At 48.6% G+C, this 14,681-nt stretch carries 11 protein-coding genes and 1 other RNA gene; 1 reads left to right on the forward strand and 11 read right to left on the reverse strand.

The window, feature by feature from the left end; all coding sequences use genetic code 11:
* Nucleotides 1–34: 34 nt before the first annotated feature.
* The 3 genes from LQE92_RS01515 to LQE92_RS01525 form a co-directional block, all read right to left on the reverse strand.
* On the reverse strand, nt 35–901 hold the full coding sequence (locus LQE92_RS01515; RefSeq protein WP_231061246.1) for a DUF6612 family protein: 867 nt from the start codon (nt 899–901) through the stop codon (nt 35–37).
* 87 nt (nt 902–988) lie between these two features.
* On the reverse strand, nt 989–1,894 hold the full coding sequence (locus LQE92_RS01520) for a S8 family peptidase (RefSeq protein WP_231061247.1): 906 nt from the start codon (nt 1,892–1,894) through the stop codon (nt 989–991).
* Nucleotides 1,895–2,209: 315 nt separating this feature from the next.
* Entirely contained in the window at nt 2,210–3,424 is a 1,215-nt protein-coding gene (locus LQE92_RS01525; RefSeq protein WP_231061248.1) for an NADP-dependent isocitrate dehydrogenase, read from the reverse strand.
* A 236-nt stretch (nt 3,425–3,660) separates the two neighbouring features.
* Between LQE92_RS01525 and LQE92_RS01530 the strand changes: the two genes are divergently transcribed.
* Nucleotides 3,661–4,893 carry a 6-phosphofructokinase gene (locus LQE92_RS01530; RefSeq protein WP_231061249.1) on the forward strand — a complete coding sequence of 411 codons (1,233 nt, stop codon included), beginning with the start codon at nt 3,661–3,663 and terminating at the stop codon, nt 4,891–4,893.
* Nucleotides 4,894–4,974: 81 nt separating this feature from the next.
* On the opposite strand, the gene LQE92_RS01535 is transcribed toward LQE92_RS01530, so the two are convergent.
* The 8 genes from LQE92_RS01535 to LQE92_RS01570 form a co-directional block, all read right to left on the reverse strand.
* Entirely contained in the window at nt 4,975–6,672 is a 1,698-nt protein-coding gene (locus LQE92_RS01535; protein ID WP_231061250.1) for a GGDEF domain-containing protein, read from the reverse strand.
* Between the two features lie 94 nt (nt 6,673–6,766).
* Nucleotides 6,767–9,121 (reverse strand): SpoIID/LytB domain-containing protein, encoded by a 2,355-nt coding sequence (locus LQE92_RS01540; RefSeq protein ID WP_231061251.1) that lies wholly within the window; start codon nt 9,119–9,121, stop codon nt 6,767–6,769.
* A gap of 110 nt (nt 9,122–9,231) precedes the next feature.
* Nucleotides 9,232–9,411, reverse strand: a non-coding RNA gene (gene ssrS / locus LQE92_RS01545) — 6S RNA.
* Between the two features lie 73 nt (nt 9,412–9,484).
* Entirely contained in the window at nt 9,485–9,925 is a 441-nt protein-coding gene (locus LQE92_RS01550) for a cytidine deaminase (RefSeq protein ID WP_269141840.1), read from the reverse strand.
* 60 nt (nt 9,926–9,985) lie between these two features.
* A complete protein-coding gene (deoC, locus tag LQE92_RS01555; RefSeq protein ID WP_231061252.1) occupies nt 9,986–10,642 on the reverse strand; it encodes a deoxyribose-phosphate aldolase in 657 nt (218 codons plus the stop codon).
* Between the two features lie 123 nt (nt 10,643–10,765).
* A complete protein-coding gene (locus LQE92_RS01560; RefSeq protein ID WP_231061253.1) occupies nt 10,766–11,554 on the reverse strand; it encodes a TIGR03915 family putative DNA repair protein in 789 nt (262 codons plus the stop codon).
* A gap of 9 nt (nt 11,555–11,563) precedes the next feature.
* A complete protein-coding gene (locus tag LQE92_RS01565) occupies nt 11,564–13,093 on the reverse strand; it encodes a putative DNA modification/repair radical SAM protein (protein ID WP_231061254.1) in 1,530 nt (509 codons plus the stop codon).
* 153 nt (nt 13,094–13,246) lie between these two features.
* Nucleotides 13,247–14,605, reverse strand: coding sequence for an MATE family efflux transporter (locus LQE92_RS01570; RefSeq protein WP_231061255.1), 1,359 nt, complete (start codon nt 14,603–14,605; stop codon nt 13,247–13,249).
* Nucleotides 14,606–14,681: the final 76 nt, after the last annotated feature.

Genomic DNA, 14,681 nt, shown 5'->3' on the forward strand with positions numbered 1-14,681 from the left:
ACATACTTTTAACTTATAAACACATCTGCATTTTTCACAAAGGTATCTCTGTCTCCTTGGCATCCATATCGACTGCCCCGGATCTTACGTCATCCGGCACAATAATCTCGCTCACAGTATTCAAGACATAGTCCGCCATCGTCACCTTGAAGGCAGTCACCGTCACTTCATCAAAGCCCTGCACTTCCTTCTGTGCCTGCATCGCCGCATTATAGCTGTCTGTAAGGTCAATGGTCATTTCCAGCAGCGCTCCGCTCTCGCCATCTATCCTGGCGGTAATCTTCGTATCCAAATCCGCAAAGGCATCTGTACTCTCTTCGAAAAGATTACCTAAAGAAGCCATTAACTCCGCTGCCAGTTCCTCGCTATGGACTACGGCATCCACCTGATAGACTTGTTTTTCATCGGATTTTTCAGGTTCGCTTATCTTCAGAGTTTCCGTATCCTTTTTCATAAACTCCAGAGTTTTCGATACGTCCGCCGAAGCAGGCATGGCCTCAGATGTCTGCTTGACCCATTGGCCCCCCGCCTTCGTATACACCACATACTTATCACCGTCTCTTACCGCATAAGCTTCCGTATCCATCGTGATTCCTGAAAAATCGATATCCAAAGTACCGGTCATATGAACAGCCTCTGGATTCTTCGTCAATTCTATACTCTGGTTCATTATCATTTCCAAAGCCGCATCCACCCCTCCGGAACTATAGTCCATGGACATCTCCACGGCCATCTTTCCGGTCATGGAATCGGCTCCTATCATTGCTTCTTCCGCCTTTTCGATCAGGCTTTCCGCTGTCACTGTATCTGCCTGTGTCTTCTTGTCTCCACACCCCGTATACATACCTAAAATCATGGAAAATACTAAGAGCAACGCCAGATATATTCTGCCTTTTTTCATTTGAGTGCCCTCTTTTTCTTTATTTCATCATAATTCAGCAAACGAGTATCAAATCCGTCTGCTGGCCTTTGTACGTTTTTTATCATATCATTCATTCAGCAATCTGGCAATATGAATCATTCCCCAGCCCTGCTGATTTCTGGGAAGTCCCAGATCCACGGTACTTTTCATCAGTTTCAGTTTCACGTCCTGCGGCGTCATCTCCGGATGCTTCTCCAAAAGGAGCGCAATGGCGCCTGACACCACCGGCGTCGCCATGGAAGTACCGCTTTTAACCCCATATGGCTTGTTGTTTTTCCGTCCCATGGCGTTGCAGGAGACAATGGATGCTCCCGGCGCCACCACGTCCGGTTTACAGATACACCGGGACGTAGGGCCTCTGCCGGAATAGTCTACCATCGGCGCCCCGCAGACCTCTACTGCATGGTGGTCATCGGATGATCCGACTGTGATCACTTTTCTGCTGATGCCTGGCGTCGTCACTGACATGGCGGAAGGACCTTCGTTTCCCGCCGCTACTACCACGACCAGTCCGTCCGCCCAGGCTTCTTCTACTCCGCGGATCAGCGCAGACTCCTCTCCCGTCTCTCTTTTGGGAATAGATCCCACTGATATATTGACAATGCGGATACCATATTCTTCTTTGTGCTCCCGCAGCCATTTAAGGCCCCGCAGCAGATTTGCCACAGAGCCGTTTCCCTTGTAATCAAGCACTTTTATGCCTATGAGACTACAGCCGGGAGCCATACCTTCATAGAGCCCTCCGGACGCTTCTCCACTGCCTCCCAGCACCCCCATTACATGGGTCCCGTGGGAATTATCATCATATGGAAACCTTCTTCCATTTAACATATCCTGAAATCCATACAGCCGATGGGCGAAATCCTGGTGAGGATATACCCCCGTATCCAGGACGGCTATGCCGACGCCCTTTCCTGTCAGCCCTTGTTTTCTGGCCCATTCGGTGCCAATCATTTTGTGTACGTGATTCATCTGACCCTCCCCGCCCTGGTTTCATACCTTTATCATATTCCTGAAGCTCCGGAAGGGTCCGTAATAAAATAAAGTATGCGTCTGCTCGGAAGGGATTTTATTTGCACCGAAATAAGCTCCTGTTTGTTGTGAAAGCCATTGGAGCGGCCGCGAGGATATCCAATTCTTTTCTGGAATCAGGAAAATGACGAATATTCATATCGGTGCGGCGGGCGAAAAAACGGCAGAATGATTCCGAAAAGTATTTTGTATTGTAGAATAAAAACAGAGAGTCCGGAACAACCGAACTCTCTGCCTCTGTCATCTCAATCAGATTTAACAGTCAAGTTTTCTTTCCAGACGTTCCCGGATGGCTTTAATGAACTCACCACTCTCCGCCACATGAGGATTCGGAATCGTCGTCATAAGCGCCAGATCCTTCGTCATGATACCGTCCTCAATGGTCTGAATGGTCGCGCTCTCCAGGAAATCAGCAAATTTCTGCAGTCCCTCGCTGCCGTCCAGTTCCCCTCTCTTTCTCAGGGCACCACTCCAGGCAAAAATCGTCGCAACGGAATTCGTCGATGTACTCTCGCCTTTCAGATACTTATAATAATGCCGCTGCACCGTCCCATGGGCCGCTTCATATTCATAATTCCCGTCGGGTGACACCAGGACAGAGGTCATCATGGCGAGGGAACCGAATGCAGTAGCGACCATATCGCTCATCACATCCCCATCGTAGTTCTTGCACGCCCAGATATATCCGCCTTCTGATTTGATGACACGGGCTACTGCGTCGTCGATCAATGTATAGAAATACTTGATGCCTGCCTTTGAAAATTTGCCGGCATATTCTTTATCGTAAATATCCTGAAAGATATCCTTGAATGTATGGTCGTATTTTTTAGATATGGTATCCTTTGTGGCAAACCACAGATCCTGCCTGGTGTCCAGCGCATAACTGAAACAGCAGCGGGCAAAGCTTTCGATGGATTGGTTCAGATTATGCATGCCCTGAAGCACGCCAGGACCCTTAAACTCGTGGATCGGTTCCCGTGTTTCCACACCATTGACATCCGTATACACCAATTCGCAGATACCCGGGCCGGGAATTTTCATTTCCGCAGCTTTATACACATCTCCATACGCGTGTCTCGCAATGGTTATGGGCTTGGTCCAGGTCTTTACGTATGGCTCGATTCCTTTTACAATGATCGGCGCCCGGAAAACAGTTCCGTCCAGAATCGCACGGATCGTGCCGTTGGGACTCTTCCACATTTCCTTCAGTCCATATTCCTTAACCCTGGACGCATTGGGAGTGATCGTAGCGCATTTCACGGCCACGCCATATTTTTTGGTCGCCTCCGCCGCCTCCGTGGTCACCTTGTCGTTTGTAGCGTCTCTGTGCTCTAGTCCCAGGTCATAATATTCCGTATTGAGATCAATAAACGGAAGCAACAGCTCTTCCTTTATGATTTTCCACAATATACGGGTCATCTCATCCCCATCCATCTCTACGATGGGAACCTGCATTTTGATCTTATCCATGCTTGTCCTCCTTCAGCCTGCTGCCTGCCGTCTTTCCCCGGCTTTTTCTCCCTTATTATAGGCATATTTCAAATGACTGTCAACAAAGGCTCCGCGTGTTTTTTGTGTTTTCCCGCGCAAGCCCTTGTCAAAACCGTCTTTTTGTTATAGAATTATGCTAATTTGGCTAATATATCGGCCATACTCGCAGCATTTACGCTGCGGAAGACCCAACAGAAAAAAAGGAGAGATCACACATGAGCAAAAAAAATGTCATTGTCGGACAGTCCGGCGGCCCTACTTCCGTAATCAACAGCAGCCTTTACGGCGTGGTTACCGGATTCCTGGGCTCTGAGAAGATTGACAAGATTTACGGTATGGTAAATGGCATCGAAGGTTTCCTGGCTGGAAAGACTACAGTCCTTTCCGACCTTTCAAAGGACGAGTTGGAGATTTTACAGACGACTCCCGCTTCTTATCTGAAATCCTGCCGTTTTAAGCTGCCGGAAGATTTAAACGACCCGGTATACCCTACTCTTCTGAAAAAATTTGAAGAAATGAACATTGGATACTTTTTCTATATCGGCGGCAATGATTCCATGGATACCGTGTCCAAGCTCTCCCGCTACGGCGAGAAGATCGGCACTGATATCATTTTCATGGGTGTTCCCAAAACCATTGATAATGACCTGATCGTGACAGACCATACGCCCGGATACGGCAGCGCTGCAAAATATGTAGCTACCACAGTCCGTGAATGTGCATTGGATGCCGGCGTTTATGCCGCTCCCTGTGTGACCGTCGTTGAGATTATGGGAAGACATGCCGGCTGGCTGACTGCCGCTTCTGTCCTGGCGAGGAAATTTGAGGGAGACGCTCCTCATCTGATCTATCTGCCGGAGACCGCATTCGATATGGATCAGTGTCTGGCTGACGTGAAAAAGTGCCTGGAGAAGACAAGCAACGTAGTCCTCTGCATTTCAGAAGGCATTGCCGACAAGGACGGCAAATTCATCTGCGAATATGCCGGCGCCGATGGCGCTGTGGATAGCTTTGGCCATAAGAAGCTGACCGGCAGCGGCAAATATTTATCCGAAGTCATCAATGAAAAACTTGGTGTAAAGGTCCGCTCCCTGGAATTCGGCATCATCCAAAGATGCGGCGCTTCTTTAGCTTCCGCCACAGATATCGAAGAAGCCGCCATGGCCGGTTCCGTAGCCGCAAAGGCCGCATTGGAAGGAAAGACCGGTATAATGGTCGCTTTCATAAGGGAGCCCGGAGAAGAATACAAGATCACTTACCAGCTGACTGACGTCAACGAAGTATGCAACAAAGAAAAGCCCTTCCCGGCTGAATGGATCACCGACAACGGCACCAACATCGGAGAAGGCTATGTAAAATACGCGCTACCTCTGATTCAGGGCACATCTCCCGTAAAGCTGGTAAATGGCCTTCCTGCATTTTTAGACCTTGCCACTACTCTGAAATAATCAAGTCACACCTTTTCATCATAAAAGCCCTGAAGGCGGCCGCTTCTGGTTCTCCTTTCAGGGCTTTTTCATCTTCTCAGCCTATCTGCTGCTGTGGCAGGCTGCTTTTTCCCGATACATGTTCTCATCCGCTTTTTTCCACAGTCCATCTATGCTGCAATCTGGATATTCCTTTTCAGATGCTGTCCCCCGTGCGATGGACAAGCAGAATGAATCCTCCGGATGCCGTCTGTTATACTCGGCAATCTTTTCGTCCATATAGCTCAGCCGTTCCGCCACATTTACATCCTCTCGGGTGACCGCCACAAAAAATTCGTCGCCTCCAATACGATATATGGTCCCCGCTTCTTCAAAGGCTGCTTTTATACAGCCAGCCGCACTCTGAAGGAGCCGGTCTCCTGCCTTATGCCCGTATTTGTCATTAGTCTGCTTCAATCCGTTCAGATCCAGCATTATAAAAGTCAGGTTCTTCTCCCGTCTCGCTTCAGTATTTAACCCGTCTATAAATTCTTCAAAAGAGCTGCGGTTATTCACTTGAGTCATCAGATCAGTATACGCAAGTTTTTGATATACGGCCGCCTGTGTCCTGACCTCATGATAAGACAGCAGCATTTTTACCGACATGTAGCCTAATATCAAGATGAACAGCAGAAAACCCATTCGGAAAAACAGACTGTTATCCAGTCGTCTGCTGACATAAAAGCTCAACAAGGCAGCAAGGGAGAACAAAGTCAGCGTCCCGATAGCCACGAGCATACCTTTGGCATAATAAGACGCGTGATTCCGGACATCATAGACCAGATAACAGATTATAAAAACGATCATCGCCGCCAATAACAGATGTGTCACCGGGAGCATTTGAGGATAATCCGCTATTCCCACCGCGTAAAAAACACTCTGCACGGCACAGTTGAGCAGGCACATAAGCTGGAAACCTCTGAACATACGCGTCTTTCCCGCACAGATTTTCTCAACAAAGCCTATCATCGGCACAGGAAGAAGCATAAAGCTGAAAAATGAGGTCACGCACACAGCGATGCTGCTTTTAAATACAAGCTGAGACAGAGACGAATCCGTCCAGATCCAGACAGCAGACAAGAATACAAACAAGCCAAGGTTCAGAAAAACCCCGCTCTCTTCTATAATCTTCTTATATCTCGCCCAGACAAAGCAGGCGAACAGCGCCACACAAAATAGGAGCATAAGGATAAGGCACAGCACAAGACCGGCCTGGGATTTCAGCATTTGTAAGATCAGATTGCTGGTATTGTCGAGGTAAATGGACTTAATCCCGGCCTTTTCTCCCCAGTAATCCATTTTTAGATGAATGGATATCTCTTCTCCGCCATATTCCGCTTTCATGGGGACAAAGCATTTGATGTTGCCAAGCAGGCTGCCGAGAGGCGGTTGATTTTCAAAACCGTAGTCATAAATACATATTCCTCCCACATACACCTGAACACTCTGATAATCATTCGGAAACATCAGGCTCTGTCCCTCTTTTGTCTCCGGAAGCACATTATAAAGCACAGCTTCTTCCCCTTTATAAGAGAACTGCGCTGGAAATTCCTCTATGGCATGTTTTTCTCCTCCGCTCTCATAATACCATCCATGCTGAAATTGATTCACCGAAACCTCCGGTGAAACTGACGGAAGTCCTGATGTCTGGCTGATCACGACTGTCAGCCAGATGAATATCACAATTACAGCTATGATCAAAACTAAATATATCTGCTTTATGCCATTCTGACGCCGGTCATTGGGGGCTGTTTTTCCCATATCATCTTACCCTTCCCGAAAAAATTCTGTCCATTACCTTTTCCCTATTATATCTTTCAGGAACAGCAGATACAAGCGTTTTCTCATTTCTTCCTTAATACTCCTGAAATATTTCTGTTCCAGGATAAAAATACTGGAGGATTTCCACACAGGATTTCCCCTGGCCTGCGAGTGTGCTGGCCGCAGTCTGGCTCATTCCCACTCCATGTCCGTATCCTCCTCCCCTGAGCTTCCAACCGCTCAAGATTTCTCCGTCTTTGATTTCTTCCATCCATACACTGGCGCTGGGAAGAATGGTCTTGCCGGTTGAGGTGCTGCCATCCAGTCTTGTATAGACATGCTCCGTATCTCCCAGAAGAGCTCTGACAGTTCCCGGCCGTTCGATCCGAACAGCTCCTTCCGTCCCTTCGATCAGCAGCCGGTTGACAAAACCGCTCTGACTTCTTTCCTCTACTTTTATTCCGGTGACAGTACCTATGCTCTCCGGCCCATTTCCTCCGTCCGCCGCCGCAAAGCTTCCGTCTCCCTGCCGGAAAAGCACAAGCTCCTCGTGGCTTTTCGCATAGTCTTTCAGAAACTTATCCATTCTCGCCGTCATTTTCTCAGTGGATATCGTTGTCTCCCACCGGTACCACGGCGCGCTGCTCTCCAGGTTTCCTCCTTCTCTATTCTCCAGATAAGCCCGAAAGGCTTCTTCTGATGATAAATCCGGCGCCGCTCCTTCCGCCATATAAATACTCTTCAAATACGGATATTTCGCCTGGTCGCTGCCCCACACCTGCATGTCATTTCCGAAGCCGCAGGACGTGGCATAATAATAAGTGGTCACCAAACTTCCACCATAGGTGAGGACTTCTCCGTAAGTCTCCTCCACCGCCTGTCTCGTAAGATCATCGGTCTCCGTGTTGTTATACACCTGAAAGGTCGTACTGTCGTCCACATGGGCTCCGTAAGTGCTGTACGCACTGCCTTCAATCTGTCTGCAGGCATAACTCCTGGCACAGACAGCTTGTGCTTTCAAAGCCTCCAGCCCATAGCTCTCCGGCATTTCGCTGGGCACCACATAGCAGAGATACGTCTCCAAATCCACTTCATTGATGATGAGTATCCCCTCTTCGGATACGGCCAGCTCTATGGTTCCTTCATACCACGGAGCTCCATATTTTCTGGAAAAGGAGGTAAATCCAATCTTTCCGCCTTCATCCGGGGTGATACGGACTCTCCCCTTGGAAAAATACGGACTGTCCCTGTCTAGCTCTACACTTTCCCCCGCTTCATGACGTTCGGAAGCTTCTCCTTCATTATAAGTTACTGTAAAAGCTCTATCAGAAGTGAACACCGCTGTCTCATGAAATATGGATCCAATCTTAGCGTCGGTCAGAAGCACCCGTATGTTCTCCGCCGTAACACTCTTTCCTATCAGAGCCGCGCATATCTTTCCTTCGGCTACCACAAATTCCGCCTGATCATATCCGATCATCAGATCCCCTGCTGACAGTTCCGCAAATCCCCCATAAGTCCGGTATACATGAAAGGTATCTGCCAAAGGAACTTTACCATATCCCTCAATCTCCATTTCACCGTCCCCTACCGCTAAAAGTTTGCCTCTTATGGTTTCTTTTTTCAGGGCCACTTCAGTTACCTTTCCCTTTTTCAGCATGATGTCCCCCGTCATCCCGCTGCATTCTTTTTCTATGCTTCCCACCTGGAACTTTCTCCAGGTTCCGTATAAATAGACCTTAAGTTCTCCGGATCCATAAGAATCCAGCCATACATTTTCATATGTAATCTCCTCCGATACTACTTCCTCCACCTGCAGCAATTCTGCTCCCTTCGTCTTCACCTTAAGGCGCATGTCCACCATTGAGTCCAATGACAGACCCTGAAAGTTAAATACCCCTTTATCGGTGCGGGCTTCCCAGGTACCGGCGTCCTCCAGGTTGTTCGGCGTCCCGATCAATAATATTTCCTGCTCGATCACAGCCCCTGCCGTATCGTATTTTCCCAGAAGAAGTTCATAGAAATGTGACCAGTCCTCTTTCGACACCGGATCTTTTCCGGAAGCGCCGCTGGAAAATGTGATTTTTTCGGGAAGCTGAAGCCATTCTGCCATATAAAGAAGCTCCTGACAGTTCAAAGCTCCTCCCATGGTTTTTCTGTCCGCCGGAATCTGCTCGACATCCCAAATCCCCTGCCCGTACAGATATTCTGCGTAGGGCACATACCAATTTTCAGCGTCATCCCGAGAAAAATTTTGAATCCCGGCCGCACTTATTTCTTCCCCGTCTGCGATTGCAAGCGCAGTCTGTCTGGCAGCCAATGCCCGCGTGACACAGTCTGTCCCACTTCTGCCCTTAAAAAAAAGCCAGGCTGCCAGTCCTCCCAGGCAAACCAGCATCAGGGCGGCTAACCACAGCAGCCCTCTTTTTCCTTTTCTTCGATTGGTCATATTTCTCCTCCCTCATCCGCCTTCTTTTGCTACCGGTTAAAAACGCTTTCCGAACGGCATAACAAAAGACAGCATATTATCATAAGATAATATGCTGTCTGCATCTTTCGTATTCCCCCGAAATGCCGGTTCCTGCATTTTTGATTCCTAGCCCTCGCTAGGTGGGCAACCGCAAATGAGTTTCTGCCATCCACTCAAAGGAGGCCCGACATCCACTCACTAATATTGGAATCCCGTTTTACACTCTGTAGGTTCAAAACATACAGGATGGTCGAACATTCCAGGTGGTTCTTCAATTCTATTAGTTATTATATACCAGAAGGTGCTGTCTGACAAGGGCAATTTCTGCCAAAATACACAGTTTTAGAGGGTTTCGGGACCGAAGCTTTCCGGCAGGAGCTCCTCCAGCAAAAACACCTTGTAATCCTCCAAAGATCTGGCCAAGACCACCTGGAATTTGGAAGGATCACAGAATTCCCGCATCACCTGACGGCAGACTCCGCAGGGAGGGCAGTACTCCACTGTTTTTCCATCCCGGCCTCCTGCAATGACTATACAGGAAAATGTTCTTTTCCCTTCGCTCACTGCTTTAAAAAAGGCCGTCCTCTCCGCACAGTTTGTCGCGGAATAGGAAGCATTCTCGATATTGCAGCCGGTATATACGGTCCCATCCTCACACAGCAGAGCCGCCGCCACATGAAAGTGGGAATACGGCGCATAAGATAAGGTCAGCTGCTTCATCGCCCGTCCGATCAAACTCCTAAGCTTGTCCGATTCAATCTTCCTCTGTTTCAAATCCTTCATGTTTTCTTTCCCCATGATTCTTCTACAGCTTCCTTGCTCTTCACAAAACTTTGAAAGGAATCATTTCTTCTCACTTTTCACTATCTTTACCAGGCGGCTGGTGCCCAGGCGGCTCGCCCCCAGCGTGATAAAACGTTCCGCATCGTCAAACGAACCGATTCCTCCTGCCGCTTTGATCTTCACACCATCTCCCACATGGTGGGAAAACAGTTCCACATCAGCGAAGGTAGCTCCTGCCGTAGAAAACCCTGTTGACGTCTTAATGTAATCGGCTCCTGCCTCCGTTACGATTCCGCAGAGTGCAGATTTCTCTTCCTCAGATAACAGGCAGGTCTCTACGATCACTTTAAGGATCTTATCCCCGCAGGCATTCTTGACCGCCCGTATCTCATCCCTTATATCATCCAGTCTCCCATCCTTCACATCCCCCAGGTTTATGACCATATCGATTTCATCCGCCCCTTCCTTCAGGGCTTCCATTGTTTCAAATACCTTCACTGCTGTCGTATTATACCCATTCGGAAATCCGATCACCGTACAGACCGCCATACGGTCTCCCACATATTCCTTAACACGTTTTACATAAGAAGGAGGTATGCAGACAGATGCCGTACAGAATGCGACGGCATCGTCACAAATGGTCTTTATCTCCTCCCAAGTCGCTGTCTGAGACAGCAGAGTATGATCCACACATTTTAAAATATCTTCTCTGTTCATATATTCCTCTCCCACAAGCTGACATTTTACGAAACCGCTTATTCGGCCGCCGGTTTCGCGCTACGCCTTATTATATCATATCCCCTGAATTCTTACTATAATCATCGGAAAATTTTCGCTCTCTTACAGAAATTCTGTCATATGTTTCCGGTACCACAGCGGCATCATCGTCCTCTGGCATCGGTAATTCTTCCTGTCCTCGATTCCAATGGTGTTAAAAAACACCTTCCACAAATCTGTATATCCGTCCTTTTCCTTATTTTTATCCAGAAAAACACCCGCCTGCTCCTCTGTCAGGCGGGCAATCGCATAAGGCTTCAAAGCTTCATGGACAGCAGCCAGCGCCCTCGTCTCATCGTATATGATCCAGTTCTCTCCTGAAAACCGGTCCTCGAAATGAGGGGCAACCAGAGTCAGCACATTGCTCTTCGGAGCGATGACCGCAAACAGAACGCCGTTTTTCAGTTGTTTAAACCGGATGAATTCCAGAAAAAGGTGCGCTTCATTCGCCACCTTCCGTGCCAGTTCAAACACTCGGCCGACTGCCGGAAGCTGCAGCATCCGAAGGGTATCTTCTTTATAGCGGAATCCTTCCATCAGAAAACGGTAGATGGCATCAGCCCGGTCGGGCTGAGAGGACATCGCGGTACGATAAACCCTGCGGAACGCTTCGCCGGATATTTTCTTACGGATAGTGCGTGCTACTTTCTCCGCTTTATCCGCATCAGAAAATACTTCTTCATATTCGAAAAACAGCTCCGGCTCATACTGCCTTTTCAGAAACAGCCTGACATTCTCATGTCCTATTTCCATTCCGGAAACCCAGGCGTCATACACCCCTGTGAATATGCCTTCCACCGTGTCCTCACATAAGTACCCTTTCATATTCATCGCTCCCTTTCTGTTTTCCATAACCGTTTCCTACAGCTGCCCAGCCGCCGCTTTATGAAAATCCTCCACCGTGGGTGGAATCTCCAGCTTCATATCATCAAACAGGCTCAGCTGCCGAAAGCTCTCCTGGTGCTCGATCTGCCAGTTCTTTTTCTGACTGTCGCTGATCAGCCCGGCTGTTATCCGGTTTTCCTCTAATTTCACCGGATACATCTGCCTGCCGCCGCAGGTAATAAAATAATGGGCGCGCTTAAGGACCACTCCCAGTTTTTTTAAATCCGGAAAATCGAGCTTCCCCATTCTTCTCGCCTGTATGATACGGCGCGCCGATTTCGCTCCGATTCCCGGCACCCGCAGCAGCAGCTCATAGGCTGCCAGATTGATCTCCACCGGAAAACACTCCAGATGGCGGACTGCCCAGTCGCATTTAGGATCCAGGAAAACGTTGAAATTGGGCTTGTCTTCTGATAGAAGCTCTTCCGCCCGAAAACCATAAAACCGAAGCAGCCAGTCGGCCTGGTAGAGCCGGTGCTCACGCAGGAGCGGCGGCTTTTCCCCCGGCGCGGGCAGAGCGCTGTCTTCGTTGATTCCCACATAAGCGGAAAAAAACACCCGCTTCAAATCATATTTCTGGTACAAAGCCTGCGTCACCATCATCATATGATAATCGCTCTCCGGGGTGGCGCCCACGATTATCTGCGTGCTCTGTCCCGCCGGGACGTACGTACGTATTTCGTTTCTCTCCCGTCTCACCAGTCCTCTTCTTCCGCCATATCCTTCCAAAGCCTGACCGACGCTCAGATCTCTCCCGTCTATGACATGGCCGGCGCTTCCGCCCAGCCCATCCCTCTGCTGCTCTCCCAGCCGGAAAATGCCGTTGGAAAAGCTTTTTGCTCCATAAGCCCTTTCAAGTCTGGCCGTCTGACCCATGGACAGTCTGGAATCCACGATTCCCGCCTGAATCTGCCGCATGGGACCCAGTATCGTCTGCCTGCTCTTATGAGGTGCGAGGGAACGGAGACTCTCTGCCGTCGGAAGCTCCAGGTTGATGCTCATCCGGTCAGCCAAAAGGCCTATCTGATCTATCAGAGCCATATCCGCGCCCGGAATCGCTTTCACATGGATATATCCCCGAAACTGGTGCACCTCCCGCAGCTTATATAAAACTTCATAAACCTGTGCCATGGTATGGTCGGGAGATTTCATGACGCCGGAGCTCAGAAAAAGCCCCTCTATATAATTTCTCCGATAAAATTCTATCGTCAGCGCACATACCTCATCCGGCGTGAACGCCGCGCGCTCCACGTCATTGGAACGTCGGTTGATGCAGTATTTACAGTCATAAATACAATGATTAGTCAGAAGGATCTTAAGAAGCGAGATGCAGCGTCCGTCCGACGCGAAGCTGTGGCATATGCCGGCTGCCGATGCATTCCCCAGCGTCCCCGGTTTTCCGGGCCTGTCCACACCGCTGGAAGTGCAGGCCGCGTCATACTTCGCCGCGTCTGATAAAATCCTCAGTTTTTCCTTGAGCTCCGCCGTCCCCTGTCCGATCTCCATAACAAACGCCTCCCGAATTCGAATATATGTTCTGTTTTAGTATAGCATTTAATGCTTAGAAAGGCAAGTTATTTTCGAACATTTGTTCTCATCCAGATTTATCCATCTCCAGCAGTTTTTATGTATGCGGAGGGAAACGAAGCATCCGGCGTTTTATAAAAGACGCGGCCTGTATCGATGATATATATAGAAAGACAAGAAGACCGAAAGTGTGTCTGCCGTCACCTGAGACCATACGATTCCGAACATGCCGAACACAGCATTCAAGAAAAAAAGCATGGGAATATTAAAAACCACCCATCGCGTCACTCCCAAAAATAAAGCCTTATTTCCCATCCCGAATGCCTGAAAAAGATGCACGGTATAAAAACATAAAAACATGAGCGGCGTGGCCAGCACTCTTATTCTGAGAAACTGCGCGGCCATTTCAATTGTTCGGACATCCGATATAAAGAACCTCACCAAATAAACAGCGAACAGCTCATATAAGACAATACATATCCCCGCTATCACAAGCCCCATCCTTCGGGAAATCCGGATGACATCTTCCATACGCTTCTGGTTCTTCGCCGCAAAGTTGTATGCCACGAGCGGCGTCATGCCCTGACAGATCCCAATTCCAACATTCAAAGGCAGCCTTTCCACCTTAAGGACAATTCCGATGGAAGCCAGCGCCAGATCGCTGTAGGATACCATAAGCCGATCTACAATAACATAATCCAGATCAAATAACAATGTCGCGACGGCAGACGGGATTCCGACGGCAAAGACCGCGACGACATTCTCCTTTTTGGGCATCCCGTATTTCAGGCTGAATGTAACGACAGAATGTTCTCTGATCCGAAACAGAATCACCAGAAAATAAATGCAGGCAATACTGTTGGAAAGACAGGTCGCAATTCCGACTCCAAGTACTTCATATCCATCCGGCAAAAAGACAAACATAAAGAGAGGATCTAACGCAATGTTTAAAAGTCCCCCTAAAGCGATTCCTATGCCGGCTTCCTTTGACCGGCCGGTACTGCGGATTAAATTGGACATCACATTTGACAAAACCGTCGGTACACCGCCAAGTACGATGACGCAGACGGCATACTGCCTGGCATACTGAAACGTATTTTCTCCCGCGCCGAGTATATTCAGCAACGGCCTCATAAATAAGGCCGTCATCGCTGAGAATAATGCCGCAGCAAATATGGAGAGATAAAGGGAAAAAGCGCTGACCTTTTTTGCTTCAGCCTCCATATTCTTCCCGAGCAGTCTTGAGATCAGTGCCCCTCCGCCAACTCCTGTAAGGCTTGCAAGGCACAGCGTAATATTAAAAATGGGGAGGATCAGAGAGGTCCCTGCCACCATATAGGGGTTATTCGTTCTTCCCACATAAAATGTATCTGCCATATTATATATCAGCACAATGATCTGACTTATGATCGTTGGAACAACCATCACTCTCAGCGCTGATGCAGCGGGCAGCTTTTCAAATACATCTTCATTTGTTTCCGTCTGCTTCAACTGACCTCGCCTCTTTCCATATACTTATCCGCCTGACGGATACATCCGTCTTTCTTCATACATTTTATCATATGAT

The organism is Lientehia hominis (assembly GCF_021044755.1).
Classification (GTDB): Bacteria; Bacillota; Clostridia; order Lachnospirales; family Lachnospiraceae; genus Lientehia; species Lientehia hominis.